This window comes from Kribbella sp. VKM Ac-2568 (assembly GCF_004345365.1).
GTDB classification, from domain to species: domain Bacteria; phylum Actinomycetota; class Actinomycetes; order Propionibacteriales; family Kribbellaceae; genus Kribbella; species Kribbella orskensis.
In genome coordinates, this window is the sequence record NZ_SLVF01000019.1 from 36394 (window position 1) to 55313 (window position 18920).

The window sequence follows — 18920 nt, forward strand, 5'->3', positions numbered from 1 at the left end:
CGGCACTGGTACGCGCCTGTCGATCAGGTCACACGCCTGCCGGGTTTCCCCGTCGAGGTGGTCGGCAGCGACTCCACGAACGTCACCCTGCGCGGCACCTTCGCCCGCGCCAACCGCTCCCGCGCGAAGGCGATCACCTCATCGGCGGTCGCGGCAGCCCGCAGTACGACGGAAGCTTCCAGGCGGGCGCCGAACTCCTCGTCCGGTACTCCGTCCACCCGCGCCTCCGCGACCGCCGGGTGACGCAGCAGGACGTCCTCGACCTCGGTGAGGAAGACGTTCTCGCCTCCGGTGACCACCATGTCGTCCTTACGCCCGTCGACGAAGAACCGCCCGGCCTCGTCGCGATGACCGAGATCCCCCGAGTCCGCCAGCCCACCAAGGCGCGGCCGTCGCCCACCCCCGGAGTACTGCTCGAACTCGAGCCTGCTGGAGACGCAAAGATGCCCCACCTCGTACGGCGGGAGCGACCGGCCGTCGTCGGCCAGCACGGCAACCCGTACTCCGGCCGCGGGCCGCCCGATGGTTCCGGGTGCCGCCTCGAGATCCGCCGGCCGGGCGATCGTGGACCAGCCCTCCTCGCTCGATCCGTAGAGGTTGTAGAGCACCGGACCGTACGACGCGGTCAGCCGAGCCGCCACGGAAGGGTGCAATAGCCCAGCCCCACTCACCACGGCAGCCACTTCGGCCGCACCACCGGCTCGCTCCACCCGCGCCAGCACAGGCGGTACGCCGACGAGCACGGAGCCCGGATTCTCCTTCAAATAGGCGGCTACCCGCACGGCGTCGAACCGCCGGCCCAGCACCACCGGCATCCCGAAGGCCAGCCCCAACGCAAAGAATCCCAGGCCGAACCCGTGCCACAGCGGCGGTGTCACCACCATCGACGTACCGGGCTTCAGCGGCACCCATCGCACGAGTGACGCCACCGGCACCGCCTGCCCGAGCCGCACGTCGCCTCGCTCGACCTCCTTCGCCAAGCCAGTACTCCCCGAGGTCTGCAGCACCACGCGCCCCGGGCCCTTCCGCGGCCGACTCCCCTTCAGAGCGGTGAAAGGCAGACGCCCTGGCACGGTCGGATCGAGCAGCACCACATCGGCGCGAACCCGCAAGGCAGCGCAGATCGCGATGACGAACGACCGGTGGTTGGGCTGGGCGACGGCATAGCGCGCATTCGGTGCCAGTTCGTAGGCCCGCGCGTCGGCGAGCCGGTCCAGTTCGGCATAGCTCACAGGGCCGTCGTCGTCGATCAAGGCGATTCCTGTCGGGTTCTTGACCGCGGCGATCGAGACCAGCGCGCTGACCGTCAGCCCGTCCCGCCGGATGATCCGGTATGTGCTCAACCGCCCGAGCGGGATCGCCCGGCCCAACCGCACCAGCCCGATCGTCACCTCGCCGATCACCCGACCCGACCGCGCCGCGCGCCCGATCGCTCCCTCGGCGATCACCCGGACCCGGCCGCCTGCGGGCATCACCTGCTCCGGGCGATCCGCAGTACAGCCGCGGTGGCGGCCTCATAGGGGCCTTGGGCAACCGTTGTGACGAGCGAGGCGAACCTTGCCCACCACGGGATCAGCACTCGGGGACGCGTCACCAGAACGCGACCGATCACCTCCGCCGCCTGAGCAGCCGTGAGACCGGGAACCCACGGACCGTACGTCGGCGCGCTCATCGGCGTGTGCACCAAGGGGAAATGGATCGAGGTGGTCGCCACGCCGTCTACCCGGATCTCGGGCGCGACGCAGCGCAACCACGCCTCGAACGCCGTCTTCGAGGCGCTGTAGCCGGCCCAGTGCGCGGCCGGCAGATCCACGTTCAGCGTGCTCACGTTGATCACCTGGCCATCGCCCCGATCCCGCATCTGCGGCAGCAACCCGGTCAGCAGCCGGACCGGGCCGAGGTAGTTGACCGAGTTCGTCCGGGTCACGTCGTGCCACCGGTCGGTCGTGTCCGTCAGCGACCGGCGGATCGACTTGCCCGCATTGTTCACGACCACGTCGACCCTGCCGTAGTCGACCAGCACGTCCTGCACCAGCCGGTCCACCGCGTCGAGGTCCGTCAGATCAACGGGGTACGCCGCCGCGTGGCCCCCGACCGCGGTGATCCGGTCCCTCACGAGCTTCAGGCGATCCGCCCGGCGCGCGGTGAGCAGCACGGTGGCTCCGGCCGCGCCGAGGAGCTCTGCCGTCGCCTCACCGATCCCCGAGGAGGCGCCGGTGACGAGGACGATCCGGGCGTCGGCGGCCCGCTCGAGCCGCGCGGTATCCACCCGCGACCAGGACGGTCCGAGCAGTAACCGGTAGATGTCGTGCGTCACATTCATCGGACCAACCAGTGTCGCATCGACCACAGTCATTGGATTCCTTCACCAGACTGGGTCACGCTGGCGGTTATGGACCACCTCACGGCCACCAAGACCCTGTTCGAGGCGATCGACCACGTGGGAATCGCCGTGGGGGACTTCGACGCGGCCGTGCGGTTCTATGCCGAGACCTTCGGCATGACGGTGGCCCACGAGGAGATCAACGAGGAGCAGGGCGTCCACGAGGCGATGCTGTCGGTCGGCGAGAGCGGCTCGTCGATCCAGTTGCTGGCCCCGCTGTCGGACTCCTCCCCGATCGCGCGGTTCATCGAGCAGCGCGGCCCGGGCATCCAGCAGTTGGCGTATCGGGTGCGCGACATCGACGCGGTCTCCGCAGTACTGCGGGAGCGCGGCGCGGAACTCCTCTACGACGAGCCCAAGCGAGGTACGGGCGGCTCCCGGGTCAACTTCATCCACCCGAAGTCGGCCGGCGGCGTCCTGGTGGAACTGGTCGAGCCGGCCACCACCACGGCCCACTGATCGTCAGAACGCCGATCCATACGGGCTCGGCGACGCTGTGGGGTCGGGCGACTACGTCACGGAACGTCGATCGATTCGAGTGTTCTCGCGACGCCGCGTGGTCGGTTCGGGATTACTCTGTTGAAGTGCTGATCGACAGCGCCACCCAGCCTCTGCACGGTGGTCCCGCCGGATTCCAGCACGACGCCTTCGTCTACATCGATGACGAAGAGTTCGTGCGCCAGACGGCGCCCTTCGTCCGCGACGGCCTGCGAGCCGGCGAGGTGGTTCTGGCCGCGCTCCCCCAGTCCCAGATCGAGCTGCTGCGGGACGACCTCGGCGCCGAGGCCGACGAGGTCACCTTCGTCGACATCACCACCGTCGGCCGGAACCCCGCCCGGATCATCCCGTTGTGGCGCGACCTGCTGGTGAAGCACCCCGACAGCGCGGTTCGCGGTATCGGCGAGCCGGCGTACGTCGGTCGCAACAAAGCCGAGTTCGAGGAGGCGAAGCTGCACGAAGCGCTCCTGAACGTCGCGTTCGAGTACTCCGGTCCCTTTCGCCTCCGCTGCCCGTACGACGCCTCCGTCCTCTCCCCCGCCCTCGATCCGGCCGACAACCACCCGCTCGTGCTCGAGTCCGACGGCGAGTGCCGCCAGGACGCCACCTGGGCCGAGGTCGCCCGGAAGATCTTCCGTACGCCGCTGGCCGCCGCGCCGCCGCATGCCGAACGCAAGAAGTTCGGGCTGACGGATCTGACCGACATCCGGGCCTGGGTGAACCGGACCGCGCAGGCGCAGGGGCTGTCGTTCGACCGGATCGACGACCTGGCGCTGGCGCTGCACGAGATCTGCACCAACAGCATCCGCTTCGGCGGCGGCCGCGGCACGCTCTCGGTGTGGATCTGCGACCGCCTGCTGATCTGCGACGTCGAGGACCACGGCCGGATCGACGACCTGCTCGTCGGCCGGGTGCTGCCCCCGCTCGACGGGGTCGGCGGACGCGGCGTCTGGCTGGCCAACCAGCTCTGCGACCTGGTCCAGATCCGCTCCGGCGGCGGCTTCACCCAGGTACGCCTGCACACCCGGCTCGATTGACATCGAAAGCACTCACCGGGATAAGACCACTGACACCAGTGGACTGAGAAAGTGACAGTCGTCTCAACGGCTGCGACCTCCATCACAGAACCCTTCAACACAGGGCATACTCGTCGGTAGATTTCGCTTTCACACGGCTCCACCCCACCGGAGGTACGACGTGAAGCAGATCCTCGACGCGATCCTGGCCGGCGACACCCCCGGGGAGGAGTTCGCGCGGCTCGAAGTACCGGAGCACTATCGCGGCATCACCGTGCACGCGGACGAGACGGGGATGTTCGAGGGCCTGCCGACCAAGGAGAAGGACCCGCGCAAGAGCCTGCACCTGGACGACGTACCGACTCCCGAGCTCGGCCCGGGCGAGGCGCTGGTCGCGGTGATGGCGAGCGCGATCAACTACAACACCGTCTGGACCTCGATCTTCGAGCCGGTGTCGACCTTCAGCTTCCTCAAGCGGTACGGGAAGTTGTCCCCGCTGACCGCCCGCCACGACCTGCCGTACCACGTGGTCGGCTCGGACCTGGCCGGCGTCGTACTGCGGACCGGGCCCGGGGTGAACGCCTGGAAGCCGGGCGACGAGGTGGTCGCGCACTGCCTGTCGGTCGAGCTGGAGTCCCCCGACGGGCACAACGACACGATGCTCGACTCGGAGCAGCGGATCTGGGGCTTCGAGACGAACTTCGGCGGACTCGCCGAACTCGCGCTGGTGAAGTCGAACCAGCTGATGCCCAAGCCGGAGCACCTCACGTGGGAAGAGGCCGCGACCCCGGGACTGGTGAACTCCACGGCGTACCGGCAGTTGGTATCGGCCAACGGCGCTGACATGAAACAGGGCGACGTCGTCCTGATCTGGGGCGCGTCGGGCGGACTCGGCTCCTACGCGACGCAGTTCGCGCTGAACGGCGGGGCGATCCCGGTGTGCGTGGTGTCGTCGCCGGAGAAGGCGGAGATCTGCCGCGCGATGGGCGCGGAGCTGATCGTCGACCGGTCGGCCGAGGGGTACAAGTTCTGGGCGGACGAGCACACCCAGGACCAGAAGGAGTGGAAGCGGTTCGGCGCCCGGATCCGCGAACTGACCGGTGGCGACGACCCGGACATCGTCTTCGAGCACCCGGGCCGCGAGACCTTCGGCGCCTCGGTCTACGTCGCGCGACGCGGCGGCACGATCGTCACCTGCGCGTCGACGTCGGGCTTCATGCACGAGTACGACAACCGCTACCTGTGGATGAACCTGAAGCGGATCATCGGCTCGCACTTCGCCAACTACCGCGAGGCCTGGGAGGCCAACCGGCTGATCGCGAAGGGCATGGTGCACCCGACTCTCAGCCGGGCCTACCCGCTCGAGGAGACCGCCCAGGCCGCCTACGACGTGCACCGCAACCTCCACCAGGGCAAGGTCGGCGTCCTCACCCTCGCCCCGACCGAAGGCCTGGGCGTCAAGAACACCGACCTCCGCGAGCAGCACCTCGCCGAGATCAACCGCTTCCGCGACCGCTGATCCACTGCTCGCGCGCGACCTCTGACCTCTGGCTCCCGACCACGGACAACCGGCAGGCGCCGGTTGTCCGTGGTCTTTGTGGGTAACAGTTCGGGGTTCAGTTCGCCGAGCCTCCCCCGGCCGAGCGGCGTGCACCCGGTTAGCGTGGTGTAACCGACCTCTGACAGGCTTTAGGGTGGGGGATTCATCCGCGCCGCCAGAAGGGACTCTTTGGGATGGCTGACGAGTCGAGCCTGCCGTTCTTCGACCGTACGGCGACCGCTGCCGGGGGCTTCCCCGTCGGTCGGCGTGGGTACGACAAACAGGCGGTGGACGACTATGTCCGCGCGCTCGAGATGCAGCTCGCCGACGCACGTGGCCGCTTGGACGAAGCGCTGAACAACTCCGCCCCGTTGCAGCGCCAGCTGGACGAGGCGAAGCGCCAGCTCGAGGCCAGCGCCAACCCCTCGTACGCCGGACTCGGCGATCGCGCCGCGCAGATCCTGCGGCTCGCCCAGGACCAGGCGTCCGAGGCGCTCGAGGAGTCCCGCCGGGAAGCCGACGAGCTCCGCGCCACCGCGGCCAAGGAGGCCGCGTCCGCCCGGGCGACCGGTGAACGCGAGGCGCAGGACATCCGGACCGTGGCGTTGAACGAGTCCGACAGCATGCGCCGTACCGCCGAAGGCGACGCGGCCGAGATCCGCCGTACCGCGGAGACCGAGGCGGCCGAGGTCCTTGCGGCCGCTCGCCGCAAGGCCGAGACGCTGCAGCTGACCGCCGAGTCCGAGTCCAGCACCATGAAGAACGGCGCGCTGCACGAGGCGGAGAAGATCCGGACCGCGATCCAGCGCGAGTCCGCGGCGCTGCGGGCGCGACTGGCCGACGAGCGCGAGCAGCAGGCCAAGGAGCTCGCCGACAAGCACTCCAAGATCGCTGCCGACACGGACAACCTGACCAGCCAGATGCGCGAGGCCGCCGAGGCCTCGGAGCGCCGGGTCGCCGAAGCCACCGAGCAGGCCCGCAAGATCCGGCAGGAGGCGGAGGAGTCCGCCGAGCGCACCCTGGCGCGCGCCCGCCGCGAGTCCGAGCAGCTGCTCACCACCGCGCGGACCAGGTCCGAGGCCGAGCTGGCCAGCGCGGCCGACGACGCCGAGCGCTCCCGCACGATCATCGCCCGCGAGACCGAGCGGCTGGCCAAGCGCCGCGACGGAATCCTGGCGCAGATCGCCGGGCTGAACGACATCGCCAGCAACATCGCCCGGCAGGCCGCCGAGCTCGACTCCGAGACCGGCGTCCCGTTCAGCAACCCGTTTGCCGCCGGCAACGGAGGATCGGCCAAGAGCAGCCCGTTCTCACCGCCAACCGAGACCACCTACTCCGAGAGCCCGTACTCCGCGACCCCGGCCGGGGACAGCTCGTACAGTGCTCCGGCCCCTTCGTTCGACGCGCCGAGCACCTCGTACGAGGCTCCGGCGAGCACGTACGGCGAGACGCCGGCCACCGGGTCGTCGTACAGCGCTGACTCGCTGAGCGGTGGTGTCGAGGCGCCCGCGGCCAAGGACGACGGCGATCTCGGACGCGGCAACCCGTTCACCGGCGACAGCCCGTTCGTCGGCAACGGCGCGGGTGAGGCCCGGGTCGACGAGACCCGGATCGACTCCAACCTGCGCGTCGACGCGTCCAGCCTCGACGACCTGCGGGCCGACGCGGCGCTCGCCGACGAGCCGCGGGACGCGACCAGGATCGACGAGTTCCGGCTCGCGGATCTGGCGGACGAGGAGACTCGGACCACGCCGGTCGAGGACAGCCCGTTCAAGGCTCCGGAGGCCCGGACCGGCGACGCTGCCGCTGCCGCCGACAAGACTGAGGCCGCTGCTGACGCCGACGACCAGGCCGACGACAAGGCCGACGACTCTGCTGACGACGAGGCAGCGGACGTCGAGGTGGACAGCAAGAACGTGAAGACCGGCGCGGCTCGATCGCCGAAGGACCAGACGTGACGCCAGCCGGCGACGACAACTCCACAAAGACGACTCCCGACATCCGGGAGATCGAGGAAGCCGCTCGCGACGCGAAGGCCGCCGCAGCGGAGGCAGAAGCCGCGGCGGACGACGCCGAGGAGTCCGCTGAACACGCGGACGAGTCCGCCGAGCTTGCGGAGACCTCGGCCACCGAGGCAGGCAAGTCCGCCGAACTGGCCGACCGGTCCGCCGAGGTAGCCGACCGTTCTGCCGAGGTTGCCGAGCGGGCGGACCACGTGATGCGCCCGGATGACGGCAACCTGGTCGGCGAGATGCTGATCGACGAGCGTCACCCGGACGTCGGCATGGGCCGGCCCGGTCCCCCGCTGCAGCGCTCGAACCCGTTCGTCTTCGGGTTCTTCGCGGCGCTCGGCGTACTGGTCGCCTGGGGGTTGTGGAACGCGCTCGGCCAGGCCAAGTCGGTGATCATCCTGCTGGTCGTGTCGATGTTCATCGCCGTCGGCCTGAACCCGCTGGTCGAGTGGTTCATGCGCCGCGGCCTGAAGCGCGGGCTCGCGGTCGCGGTGGTCTTCGTACTGATGATCCTGGCGGTGTCCGGGGTCGGCTTCGCGATCGTGCCGGTCGTCAGCGAGCAGATCAACAACCTGATCAGGAACGCTCCGGACTGGCTCGACCTGCTGACCAAGTCGAGGACGCTGGAAGAGCTGAACAACCGCTACGACTTCATCACCAAGGCCAAGGACTACATCCAGGACCCGGCGCTGGCGCAGCGCGCGTTCGGCGGCGTCCTCGGTGTCGGCAAGGTGGTCGCGAACGCGCTGTTCTCCGCGTTCACCATCCTGATCCTGACCCTGTACTTCCTGGCCTCGCTGCCGTCGGTCAAGCGCGCGGCCTACAGCCTGGTACCGAGCAGCCGCCGCCAGCGGGTCGCCATCCTCGGCGACGAGGTGCTCGGCCGGGTCGGCGGCTACGTCAGCGGGCAGTTCCTGGTCGCGGCGTGCGCCGGCTTCTTCATGTTCGTGTTCCTGGAGATCGTCGGCCTGAACGACTACGCGCTCGCCCTCGCGATCGTGGTCATGTTCACCGCGTTCATCCCGATGGTCGGTGGCCTCATCGGCGTCGTCCTGGTCGCCGCGATCGGCTTCACCGACAGCCTGTGGACCGGCATCGCGTGCCTGGTGTACGGCGTGATCTACCAGCAGATCGAGAACTACCTGATCGCCCCCCGCATCATGCGCCGGGCCGTCGACATCCCTGGCGCCGTCACGGTGATCGCAGCCCTCCTCGGCGGCGCCCTCCTCGGCGTAGTAGGCGCCCTGCTGGCCATCCCCACCGCCGCCGCCCTGCTCCTCATCATCCGAGAAGTCTGGATCCGCAAGGCCGACGCTTCGTAGTACTGCGGATGCAGGAGCGGGTGTACGTCGGCCTCACACGGCGGCTCACGCTCGCACCCCGGGAAGCTCGCCCACCCACAAGCCCGGCAAGCAGGCTCACCGAGAGTCGGGCGCCCTCTACCTCGGGGCACCGGACTCCCAAAAACCCGGCACCTTGTGCACCACCTGAGCAGATCCCGGCGCCCCGGGCGCTCACTCGGTGCACGAAGTGGGACCTCGGACACCAACCCGGGACCTCGGACACGAAATAGCCTGTCCGCAGTCCCCGCAAGGTGTCCTAGGTCCCCGCAACGGCACCCGGCGACCGACTCATCGCGCCCCTGAAGGTGTCCCCGGTCCCCGCGAAATGTCCAGCACGAGCTTGGCCAGCGTCGGGCCCGCGGTCAGGTCCACGTCGCCGATGTGACCACCGAAGGCGACGACCGACCTGTTCATCAGGTAACTCCGCAGCTAGTTCAGGCCGCTCAGCGCGACGCCGCGGACGTAGTACCTCTGGAAGACCAGGAAGGCGACCAGCACCGGCAGGGTGCTGACCACCAGACCGGCCATCACGATCGGCATCGTCCGGTCCGGGTCGAGGAAACTCTGCAGCAACTGGATGCCGACCGGCAGCGCACCAGCGCCTCTGAGGGGTTAACCCCGATGCCGCCCAGGACAGAGGGGCTCAGGGGAGGAAGGGGGTGAGGGTGGCGAGGAAGTCGTCGAGGCGTTCGGCGTGGACCCAGTGGCCGGCTTCGGGGATGTCGGCGAACCGGACCTGGGGGAAGTAGCGCTCGATCGTGGCTCGGTGGTTGTGCTGGACGTAGTCCGACTTGCCGCCGTAGATGAAGAGCGTCGGCCCGTCGTACCGGCCGGACTCGTCCTCGGGCCAGGCGGAGATGGCCGGGAGGGCCGCCTCGATCACGGGGAGGTTCGGCCGCCAGCGAGCGCCCTGGTCGTCGAGGATCAGGTTCTGCAGCAGGAAGGCGCGGGTCCCCGGCGTGGGCACGGCGTCGACCAGTTGGGCGTCGACGTCAGCGCGGCGCTGGACCGACGACAGGTCGGCATTGCGCATCGCCTGGGCGTACTCGACGAAGGCCGGCGGGTAGCTGACCGGCGCGGCGTCGACCACCACCAGCCGTTCCACTACCTCGGCATGCCGGAGCGCGGTCAGCATCGCCGTCTTGCCGCCCATCGAGTGACCGACCAGCGCGACCGGCCCGACACCGAGCGAGGAGATCGTCTCGTAGACGTCCTCGGCCATCTCGGGGTAGCTCATCGTGTCGGTGTGCGGCGAGGTGCCGTGGTTGCGCAGGTCAAACGCGAAGACCCGGTGCTCGGCTGCCAGTCGTCGCGCCGCGGTCATCCAGTTCCGGCTGGAGCCGAACAACCCGTGCATCACCACGACGGGCGACCCGCTCTCGCCGTACGACGTGACCGGAAGCTTCATCAACACACCCCTTGACCAGGCGACGACAGACCAGGCGACAACAGCAACATCGACGGCAACAGCAACATGGGCAGCACAGGCACGATCAGCGGCGGCGCTGCCAGCAGGCAGTGTGCCAGTGCCGTCTCTCGTCCAGCGACTGACCGCCGCCGATCGCCGCGAGCAGGCTCGGATTCTCCGGCCAGACCACCACGTGCGGCGTTGCTGGCAGGATCTGCTGGTCGCAGCCCGGGCAACGGTAGGCCTTGTTGGACGCTGACCCGCTCACCCGGCGGACCATCCACTCGCCGTCCGAACGGCTCTCCCGGACCTGGTGCCCACCCATCAACGGCCGGTCACTGACCGGCCGCACGTGCTTCGAGGGCTTCTTCTTCCGGGACGCCATAACGTCACCAAGGCTAGCTGCCGACCCCAGCCCAGTCCCCGCGGGGAGTCCGCCTGTGAGCTAGCTGACCAAGCCGGCCCGCCGCGGCTTTCCGCGGCGGGCCGGGCCCAGGTCAGCGGCGACGCGCGGCCGAATAGGCGGCGGTGCCGATCAGTTCCATCGAGACCTGGAGGCGTTCCAGGCTGACGTTCTTGGCGATGGTGTCCTCGGGCGAGTGGTACGGCGGCTCGAGCAGCGCGGGAGACGCCTCCCCCCGCCAGGAGAAGTTGGCCGCGGCGATCCCGACCTCCTGGAACGACTGGTGGTCGCTGGCGCCCCGCAATACCGGTCCGACCAGCTGCGGCTCGTAGCCGAGGCGCTGCCCGGAAGCCCGTACTGCGTCCGTCGCCGTGTTCGCGAGTCCGTCGAACGACAGGAGCCAGTAGACGATGGCCGGATCCCAGCTCGTCGCCACCATGTCGTTCTGGAACACCGCGCGGTAGCGGTCGCGCTGGTCCTGCGCGAGCTGCGCCACGTGGTACCGGGAGCCGATCAGGCCCTGCTCCTCCGAACCCCACAGGGCGAACCGCAGAGTCGCCTCGACCGGTAGCTTGGCCATCACCCGGGCGATCTCCAGCGTCAGCACGGTGCCGGAGCCGTCGTCGTTCGCGCCGGGTGCGCCGATCACCGAGTCGTAGTGACCGCTCACCATCACGATCGGCGAGTTGCTGCCCTTGCCTTTGCGCTCACCGATCACGTTGTTCGACACGAGGCCGCGGTGCGCCGCAGTACTGATCGACAGCGGCAGCGAGGTGACGACGGCCAGCGCCTCGCGGAGCAACCGCTTCTGCACTTGGGCGACGCCGATGACCGGGATCGGGGCATCGGTCAGGCCGCTCGGCGAGAAAGCCGAAGCCCGCCGCGGGAACACCTGGTCGGCCGGAAGCAGTACGACGGCGACGGCACCGCGCGCGGCTGCTTCCGCGACGAAGGCCGGACGTGCCGCTGCTGTGTCATCCGCGAGCACCACCGAGCCGGCCACGTCCGCGGGCCAGAGCGGCGCGGTGGCAGCACCGACATCGCGGGCCGGGCCCTGCGCGGTGACGCCAAGCTTGCCGCCGGGTGCCGCACCGGCCTGCCAGCACAGGTCGTTCGGCAACAGGTTGCGCGGGTCACCGATCTGGGCGAGGAACTTGTCCGCCACCGGGAACGGCTCCAGCCGGGTCCGGTAGCCGAACCGGTCGAGCTGGCCGGCCAGGTAGTCCGCGGCGCGCTTCTCGCTCGCGGTCCCGCCGATCCGCGGGCCGATCTCCTCGGACAGCACCTGGAGGTGCCGCAGAGCGCGTTCCGAGGAGAGCGCCGACACGATCTGCTTGTCGTACTTGTCGAGCGAGGGGCGCCGGACGGATCCCGGGCGCTGGTCGTCCGCGGCCCACGCGGGTACGGCGGGCAATGCGGAGGCGGCAGTGACGCCGGCGACGGCTCCGAGTAGGCCGCGACGACTCAAACCGGACGTTTCGGTCATGTAGGTCTCCCTTGTGAGGATGGCCCCGAGACGACCGACCGTAACCGATCCGCCACTGGTTCGCCGCCCCTGACGGAGTGCCGGATTCCCCTTTCCGCAAAGGAGGATCACCGTCGGCGAGAACGGCTAGCGCGAGTGCTGCTCCTCACGAACCTCGGCACGAGCTTCAGCGCGCAGTTCGGCGCCGACGTCGTGCATGTGACCGAGGCCCATCCGGTAGGACTCGACCACGCCGGTGTTCACGTACCGCATCCCGATCCGGTCGCAGTAGGCCTGCACCATCGGCTGGGCCAGCCGCAGGTTGGCGCGCGGCATGCTCGGGAAGAGGTGATGCTCGATTTGGTAATTCAGGCCGCCCATCATCCAGTCGACGACCAGGCCCCCGCGGACGTTGCGCGAGGTCAGCACCTGCTTCTCCAGGTGGCCCCAGTCGGTGTCACTGTCCGGCATCTCCATGCCCTTGTGGTTCGGGGCGAAAACGCTGCCGAGGTGCAGCCCGAAGAGCGCGTGGTGCAGCGCGGCGAAGGCGATCGCCTTGCCGGGCGACATGATGAGGAACAGTGCACCGAAGTACAGGACGAGGTGGGCGGCGATCAGGCCGAGTTCGACCCGCGCCTCGCGGCAGCGGCGCTTGCCGATCAGGAAGGTCACGCTGGAGACCTTGAGGTTCAGGCCTTCCAGGGTGAGCAGCGGGAAGAAGATCTTCGCCTGGTTGCGGGTGAGCCAGCCGTACAGGCCGGTGCGGCCCTCGGCCTGCTCCAACGTCCAGACCAGGATGCCCTCGCCGACGTCCGGGTCCTTGTCGGTGTGGTTCGGGTTCGCGTGGTGCCGGTTGTGCTTGTCGTTCCACCAGCCGTAGCTCATCCCGCAGAGCAGGTTGCCGTGCAGCATGCCCAGGACGTCGTGCAGCTTGCGGGAGCTGCTGATCTGCTGGTGACCGGCGTCGTGGCCGAAGAACGCGGCCCGGGTGGTGAGGATCGCCAGCGGGATCGCGAGCAGCAGTTGCAGCCACGAGTTGCCGAGCACGATGACGCCGGCCCAGGTCGCGGCGAGCAGGATCACGTTGAGGGTGATGGCGATCACGTACGACGCGGTACGCCGCTCCAGCAGCCCTGCTTCCTTGACCTCGCGCAGTAACGGGGCGAAGTCGCTGCCCTTACCGGATGGGCGTTTACGGGTAGGCGCAAGGGCAATGGGCTGTGCCATCGGTTCCTCATCTCATCAGCGGTGGGGAGGCCTAGGCGTACAGCCGCGGCCACCATAGTGCATCCAGCCTCGATGCCCCAGTCGGCGAAAACATGAGTGCTACTACCCGGGTATGCCGGGGTGCAGAGTCCCGCGGGAGGTAGGCCTAACACCACTGAGCCCGGACTGACTCTCCGTCATGATGGTGATCACCGGGCCGCAGTGGGCTCCGGTGAGCGGCTCATACTGAGCTCAGAACGGGAGAGAGAGCATGACGATGGCGCAAGCGGCCCCGAGGCCGCCGATGCGGTTCCCACGGCTGGCGCAGCCTTTCATCGCGCTCGGCCTGGCGATCCTGGCCGAGCTCGGCATCGCCTTCTTCGTGCTGAACGTGGTCGCGGTACCGCTGATCGCGGTGTGGGTCGGCATCCCGATGCTGCTGGTGTTCGTGCCCTGCACCCGCTGGTTCGCGAACTGCCACCGCACCCTGCTCGCGAGCTTCACCGGTACGCCGATCCAGCGCCCGTACAAGAAGCCGCCGATGCCGGGCGTGCTGATGTGGCTGCGGACCACGCTGAGTGACCCGGCCACCTGGCGGGACATCGCGTGGCTGCTGGTGAACGCAGTGATCGGTTTCACTCTGACCCTGCTGTCCGCGGTGCTCTTCCTGGCCTCGATCTTCTACCTGATCTACCCGTTCCTCGTCTGGGTGACGCCGGACGGTGTGTTCGACGAGCCGTTCGGTGGGCTGTTCACGCTCAACGTCGCCACCGCGTTCCTGATGGTCCCGTTCGGATTGCTCGCCTTCCTGATCTGGACGGGTGCCGGCGAGCGGCTGCTCAAGGCGGACGCGTACCTGGCGCAGTCCCTGCTCGGCCCGACCGAGAGCGCCAAGCTGGCGATCCGGGTCCGCGAGCTGGCCGAGTCCCGGGCCGAGACCGTCGACACTCAGGCGGCCGAGCTGCGCCGGATCGAGCGCGACCTGCACGACGGTGCCCAGGCCCGGCTGGCCGCCCTGAGCATGAACCTCGGCATGGCCGAGGAGATGGTCAACCGCGACCCCGCCCAGGCGGCCGCCCTGCTGACCGAGGCCCGCGAATCCGCCAGTACTGCGCTGTCGGAACTGCGTGATCTGGTCCGCGGGATCCACCCGCCGGTCCTGGCCGACCGTGGGCTCGAGGGTGCCGTGAAGGCGCTCGCGATGAGCCTGCCGTTCAAGGTCGACGTGACGATCGACCTGCCTGGCCGGCCGCCCGCGCCGGTCGAGTCCGCGGCGTACTTCGCGGTGGCCGAGGCACTGGCGAACGTGCTCAAGCACGCGGCGGCGACCACCGCCTGGGTCCAGCTCAGCCATGAGAAGGAGCGGCTGCACATCCTCGTCGGCGACGACGGTGTGGGCGGCGCCACGGTGCGACCCGGCGGCGGTTTGTACGGAATCGAGCGGCGACTGGCCGCCTTCGACGGTACGTTGACGGTGGCCAGCCCGACCGGCGGGCCGACCACCGTGATCATGGAGTTGCCTTGCGAGTCGTCATCGCTGAAGATCACGCCCTCCTCCGGGACGGCCTGATCCGGCTGCTGGAAGCCCACGACTTCGAAGTCGTCGAAGCCGTCGACAACGGCCCCCGGCTGGTCCCGGCGCTCGTCGAGCACCGGCCGGACGTGGCCGTCGTCGACGTCCGGCTCCCCCCGACCTTCACCGACGAGGGCCTGAAGGCGGCCATCGAGGCCCGCCGCCAGGTCCCCGGCCTGCCGATCCTCGTGCTGTCGCAGTACGTCGAACAGCTCTATGCCCGGGAGCTCCTGACCGGAGGCGGCGGCGCGGTCGGGTACCTGCTCAAGGACCGGGTGTCCAACGTCGCCGAGTTCCTGGACTCGGTCCGCCGGGTGGCAGCCGGCGGCACCGCGATGGACCCGGACGTGATCGGCCAGCTCCTCGCCCGCAACACCCGCGACGAGCCGATCGGCCGGCTGACCCCGCGCGAGTCCGAAGTACTGGGCCTGATGGCCGAGGGCCGCTCGAACGCCGCGATCGCCGGCGCCCTCTTCGTCACCGAGAAAGCAGTCAGCAAACACACCAACAACATCTTCGCCAAACTCGACCTACCCCCCTCAGAGGACGACAACCGCCGCGTAATGGCGGTGCTCACATATTTGTCTTCCCGGTGATGTAGAGAACGTGGCGCGGGCTTCGTCCCCCGGGTGAGAGCTCGCCGGTTGGCGGGCAGGATTGATTGGAGTCAGAGATGACCAAGTTCTTGCTGATCGTGGACTACAACCCTGGGGCGATCGACACGCCGATGACTGAGTGGGCGCCGGAGGAGATCAAGGCGCACATGGACTACTACGGTGCGTTGAATGACGAGTTGCGGGCCAGCGGTGAGCTGGTGGATCTGCAGGCGCTGACCGGGCCGGAGCTGGCCAAGGTGGTGACGTCGAACGGGGTGAACGCGCCCGTGGTGACGGACGGGCCGTTCGTGGAGTTCAAGGAGATGCTCGCGGGGTTCCAGGTGGTGGACGTCGAGTCCGAGGAGCGGGCGATCGAGATCGCGGCCAGGGTCTCGCAGGTCCCCGGCCCGGGCGGCGTACCACTGGAGCAGCCGATCACCGTACGCCGGGTGATGGGCGAGGCCGACTTCGAGGAACTCAACCCCCTGGGCTGAACGCCGTACCGAACGGGCTCCTGCTGCACCGGCCGACCCGCTTCATGCTGGCGATAGTCCGGCACGAAGCGGGTAGTTCGGAGCCGTTCACCGAGCTCGTCAGGGACGTCCCGGCCGAGGAGATCAGCGCCCGGGTGATCGAGCACCTCGCGTCCTTCCAGAGCACTCCCCCGGCCTGAGGTCAGCGACGCCTGTACTCCGTGGGGCTCAGCCCTGTATGGCGGCGGAACCGCGTGGAGAAGTACAGGGGATTCGTGAAGCCGGTCTCGGCGGCGACCGAGGCGACGGGACGGGTGGTCAGTTCGAGCAGGCGGCAGGCGGCGTCGAGTCGGCGGCGTTCGACGAACTGCTGCGGGGTGACGCCGAGTTGGGTGCGGAACAGGTGGGCGAAGCGGGAGACGGACAGGTTGCTGGCGCGGGCCAGGGCCGCGATGGTCAGGTCATTGCGCAGGTTGCGGTCGACGAACTCGATGGCACGGAGCAGCCGGTCGTCGAGCCGGGCTGCCTTGGGGTTCTGAGTGTCGCACCAGAGGAGGGCTGCTTCGAGGGCGTTGAAGGCGAGCGGTTCGCCCTGCGGGAGGACGCTGTCCTGATGCCGGACCGCATCGGACAGGGCGTAGGCGATCCGGTCCGCCACGGTCGGACTGGGGAACAGCCGAAGGATGCCGGGGGCAACCGGCGGCCAGTCGAGCAGCGGCAACCAGTCGGGCCTGGGGTGGAAATGCGCGAACAGGAAGTGCCAGCGCCCGGCCTGCTGGCCGGTGTCGCGCGAGTCATGTCCCGCTGAGGCTGTGCCGTAGTCCTGCAGGGTGCCGGGCTGGATCAGGATCGTGGTGCCTGGTCGGGCGATCACGTCTTCACCCGGCGCTCCGATACGACCCTCGCCGTCGACGGTGTGGAACAGGAGCCAGTCGGTGGTCCCGCGGCGCCGGTAGGTCGCGTACCCCGGGCCCTCGTCGAACTCGCCGGCCAGCAACCGGCGCACGGTCGGGGTGAAGGAGTCCGGGGTAGCAGGATCTCGAAGGTTCACAGCTCGATAGACTATCCACACGCCCGCGGGCTTGGCGGATGCTTTCAGGTATGACGAGCACTGTTGCAGAGGTGTACGAGCGGGACGGGATCGTGCAGGTCCCCGGCTTGCTCAGCCAGACCGAGGTCGAGCAGATCAAGTCCGCCTACATGACACAGGTCGCCGTGGACCACTCGCTGGCGATCGACGACGGGGTGCCGGCCGAGGACCCGCTCGCGCAGTACCCGCGCTTCGTCCACCCGCACCGCAGGACCGACGTGGAGGCTGGTCGGCTGGCGCTGGAGTTGATGCTCGACAACCGGATCCTCGATGTGGTGACCACCTTGATCGGCCCTGCCCTGGGTGCCCAGTCGATGTTCTACTTCAAGCCACCGGGCGCTCGTGGTCAGGCGATGCACCAGGACAACACCTTCCTCCGCGCCCACCCCGAGACCTGCCTGGCCGCCTGGATCGCGATCGACGACGTGGACGCGGAGAACGGCGGCCTGGCCGTCGTCCCCGGCTCCCACCAGGTCGAACTCGTCTGCCCGGAGCCGGCCGACCTGACCGAATCCTTCACCGACGTGGAGGTACCGATCCCCGACGGCATGCAGAAGGTGCAGACCCGGATGCGCGCAGGCGACGTCCTCTTCTTCCACGGCAGCGTGGTCCACGGCTCCCGCCCGAACTCGAGCCCCGACCGCTTCCGCCGCTCGCTGATCTTCCACTACATCCCCGAGGAGAGCGTGGAGATCGCGGCCTTCTACAACCCCTTGGTCCGCCCGGACCGGCGTACCGTCTCCATCCCGGCCGCCATCGGAGGCGGTCCTTGCGGCGACTACGCCGAAACCGAGCCGTGAGCAGCGAAGAGGCGGATCACCTCGTCCAGCCAGTACCGGGGTGACTCGGCCCAGGCCGCCGCTTCGAGTTCGTCGGCATGCACCAGCAGCCGGTGCCACGACACCATTCGATGCACCGCGTGCAACGGACCAGCGACCGCCAGCTCCGTTCGCAGGACGTCGAGCGGTGCCAGGTCCGACCACTCCCCCAGGTAGGCGTCGGTGAGTTGGTCCAACCTCGGGTCGTCCTCCGGCCAGGTGTCGCTGTCGTCGGGGTCGGCCAGTGCGGCTCGGACAGATGCCACCGTCGCGAAGGGGTGACCCCAGACCGCGTCGGCGAAATCGAAGAACCGGAACGGCGCCGTGGGATGCGCGCTGAAGACGTTGTGGACGTGCAGGTCGTTCTGGTCCAGCGCCATCGGGACCGCGCCGGTCAGCCTCGCACCCCATCCGGCGAGGGTGTCACCAGCCTGCCGTACGCCGCCCATCGTGGCCCGGTCCAGTCGCAGCGGGTGATCGTTGCCGAGCGCATCGAACCAGTCGGCCACGCCATGCACCGCATCGGCCAGCCGCGACGGTGCCAGCGACGTCAACCCGCTGGCGAGCAACCGTTCCTCGACCCCGATCGTGGCGCGCTGCAGCCCGGCGTATTCGGTGACGAGCCGGCGCCACAGCGGCAGCCGGTCCGCGTCCGGCACCTGGTCGTCGAGTGTCGGACCCTGGTCCGCTGTCAGCATCCAGCCGTACCCCGGCTCGATCGCGAGTGGCGCGACCACGTGCTGCGGAAGAGCCTGGGCCATCGCTGCCACCAGTGCGGCCTCGAACGACTGCCCCGGGTTGTTCTCCTTGAACCAGAACAGGCCGTGGTCGGTCGAGTAACACCAAACCGCCGCCCAGAAGCGGATCTTGTACGGCACCGGAACACCGGTCACGACGATCCCCGCGTCCGTCAGCCGCCCCCGCACCCAGGCATCCGCTGCCGCGAACCAGTCGTCGCCGGTCCAGCGCCGGACCCACTGTCCACCGGCGTCGTCCTTCAGCGACTGCGGTTGCGGCGGACTCCGACGCTCTGCTCGCAACTCCACCCGTCGAGCCTACTGGCATGTCGGCGAGCCGGCCTGCCGGCTTCGGGGAT

At 69.0% G+C, this 18920-nt stretch carries 20 protein-coding genes; 10 read left to right on the forward strand and 10 right to left on the reverse strand.

The genetic code is table 11. From position 1 onward, the window contains the following. Positions 1 to 23: 23 nt before the first annotated feature. Positions 24 to 1472, reverse strand: coding sequence for an AMP-binding protein (locus tag EV648_RS38510; RefSeq protein WP_132300762.1), 1449 nt, complete (start codon positions 1470 to 1472; stop codon positions 24 to 26). After that, complete coding sequence (locus EV648_RS38515) at positions 1472 to 2323, reverse strand: SDR family NAD(P)-dependent oxidoreductase (RefSeq protein WP_158294187.1); 852 nt, start codon at positions 2321 to 2323, stop codon at positions 1472 to 1474. The genes EV648_RS38510 and EV648_RS38515 overlap by 1 nt, the downstream gene beginning before the upstream one ends. A 69-nt stretch (positions 2324 to 2392) precedes the next feature. On the opposite strand from EV648_RS38515, the gene mce reads away from it, so the two are divergent. The 5 genes from mce to EV648_RS38540 all read left to right on the forward strand — a co-directional run bounded on the left by mce (position 2393) and on the right by EV648_RS38540 (position 8771). Further along, positions 2393 to 2842 carry a methylmalonyl-CoA epimerase gene (gene mce / locus EV648_RS38520; protein WP_132300766.1) on the forward strand — a complete coding sequence of 150 codons (450 nt, stop codon included), beginning with the start codon at positions 2393 to 2395 and terminating at the stop codon, positions 2840 to 2842. Positions 2843 to 2967: 125 nt separating this feature from the next. Beyond that, a complete protein-coding gene (locus tag EV648_RS38525; protein WP_132300768.1) occupies positions 2968 to 3918 on the forward strand; it encodes a sensor histidine kinase in 951 nt (316 codons plus the stop codon). A 160-nt stretch (positions 3919 to 4078) separates the two neighbouring features. Next, on the forward strand, positions 4079 to 5416 hold the full coding sequence (gene ccrA, locus EV648_RS38530) for a crotonyl-CoA carboxylase/reductase (RefSeq protein ID WP_132300770.1): 1338 nt from the start codon (positions 4079 to 4081) through the stop codon (positions 5414 to 5416). Between the two features lie 215 nt (positions 5417 to 5631). Beyond that, on the forward strand, positions 5632 to 7395 hold the full coding sequence (locus EV648_RS38535; RefSeq protein WP_241996036.1) for a transposase: 1764 nt from the start codon (positions 5632 to 5634) through the stop codon (positions 7393 to 7395). Next, the gene (locus EV648_RS38540; RefSeq protein ID WP_132300772.1) at positions 7392 to 8771 is read left to right on the forward strand and encodes an AI-2E family transporter; all 1380 of its coding nucleotides are present in this window, start codon (positions 7392 to 7394) and stop codon (positions 8769 to 8771) included. The genes EV648_RS38535 and EV648_RS38540 overlap by 4 nt, the downstream gene beginning before the upstream one ends. Before the next feature lie 309 nt (positions 8772 to 9080). Here EV648_RS38540 and EV648_RS44865 read toward each other — a convergent pair whose 3' ends face one another. The 6 genes from EV648_RS44865 to EV648_RS38570 all read right to left on the reverse strand — a co-directional run bounded on the left by EV648_RS44865 (position 9081) and on the right by EV648_RS38570 (position 13295). After that, positions 9081 to 9206, reverse strand: coding sequence for a hypothetical protein (locus tag EV648_RS44865; protein WP_255512893.1), 126 nt, complete (start codon positions 9204 to 9206; stop codon positions 9081 to 9083). 15 nt (positions 9207 to 9221) lie between these two features. Then, positions 9222 to 9365, reverse strand: a complete 144-nt coding sequence (locus EV648_RS38550; RefSeq protein ID WP_241996038.1) for a hypothetical protein — start codon at positions 9363 to 9365, stop codon at positions 9222 to 9224. 70 nt (positions 9366 to 9435) lie between these two features. Continuing rightward, positions 9436 to 10200, reverse strand: a complete 765-nt coding sequence (locus tag EV648_RS38555) for an alpha/beta fold hydrolase (RefSeq protein WP_132300774.1) — start codon at positions 10198 to 10200, stop codon at positions 9436 to 9438. An 85-nt stretch (positions 10201 to 10285) separates the two neighbouring features. Then, complete coding sequence (locus EV648_RS38560; protein WP_132190880.1) at positions 10286 to 10585, reverse strand: hypothetical protein; 300 nt, start codon at positions 10583 to 10585, stop codon at positions 10286 to 10288. Between the two features lie 112 nt (positions 10586 to 10697). Next, the gene (locus EV648_RS38565) at positions 10698 to 12089 is read right to left on the reverse strand and encodes a M28 family peptidase (protein WP_132300776.1); all 1392 of its coding nucleotides are present in this window, start codon (positions 12087 to 12089) and stop codon (positions 10698 to 10700) included. Positions 12090 to 12215: 126 nt separating this feature from the next. Beyond that, the gene (locus EV648_RS38570; RefSeq protein ID WP_132300778.1) at positions 12216 to 13295 is read right to left on the reverse strand and encodes an acyl-CoA desaturase; all 1080 of its coding nucleotides are present in this window, start codon (positions 13293 to 13295) and stop codon (positions 12216 to 12218) included. Positions 13296 to 13545: 250 nt separating this feature from the next. Between EV648_RS38570 and EV648_RS38575 the strand changes: the two genes are divergently transcribed. From EV648_RS38575 to EV648_RS44870, 4 genes are all read left to right on the forward strand, one after another. Continuing rightward, positions 13546 to 14844, forward strand: coding sequence for a sensor histidine kinase (locus EV648_RS38575; protein ID WP_132300780.1), 1299 nt, complete (start codon positions 13546 to 13548; stop codon positions 14842 to 14844). Further along, positions 14796 to 15443 carry a response regulator transcription factor gene (locus tag EV648_RS38580; protein ID WP_132300782.1) on the forward strand — a complete coding sequence of 216 codons (648 nt, stop codon included), beginning with the start codon at positions 14796 to 14798 and terminating at the stop codon, positions 15441 to 15443. Before EV648_RS38575 ends, EV648_RS38580 begins: the two co-directional genes overlap by 49 nt. A gap of 77 nt (positions 15444 to 15520) precedes the next feature. After that, on the forward strand, positions 15521 to 15937 hold the full coding sequence (locus tag EV648_RS38585; protein WP_132300784.1) for a YciI family protein: 417 nt from the start codon (positions 15521 to 15523) through the stop codon (positions 15935 to 15937). Positions 15938 to 15981: 44 nt separating this feature from the next. Beyond that, positions 15982 to 16116, forward strand: coding sequence for a hypothetical protein (locus EV648_RS44870; RefSeq protein WP_255512894.1), 135 nt, complete (start codon positions 15982 to 15984; stop codon positions 16114 to 16116). A gap of 2 nt (positions 16117 to 16118) precedes the next feature. Here the strand turns inward: EV648_RS44870 and EV648_RS38590 are convergent, their stop codons facing one another. Next, positions 16119 to 16967: a helix-turn-helix domain-containing protein gene (locus EV648_RS38590; protein WP_132300786.1), complete on the reverse strand. Its 849-nt coding sequence runs from the start codon at positions 16965 to 16967 to the stop codon at positions 16119 to 16121. A 50-nt stretch (positions 16968 to 17017) separates the two neighbouring features. Here EV648_RS38590 and EV648_RS38595 point away from each other — a divergent pair, with 50 nt between their 5' ends. Beyond that, positions 17018 to 17806 carry a phytanoyl-CoA dioxygenase family protein gene (locus tag EV648_RS38595; RefSeq protein WP_132300788.1) on the forward strand — a complete coding sequence of 263 codons (789 nt, stop codon included), beginning with the start codon at positions 17018 to 17020 and terminating at the stop codon, positions 17804 to 17806. On the opposite strand, the gene EV648_RS38600 is transcribed toward EV648_RS38595, so the two are convergent. Next, entirely contained in the window at positions 17785 to 18870 is a 1086-nt protein-coding gene (locus EV648_RS38600; protein WP_132300790.1) for a hypothetical protein, read from the reverse strand. The genes EV648_RS38595 and EV648_RS38600 overlap by 22 nt on opposite strands. Between the last annotated feature and the right edge of the window lie 50 nt (positions 18871 to 18920).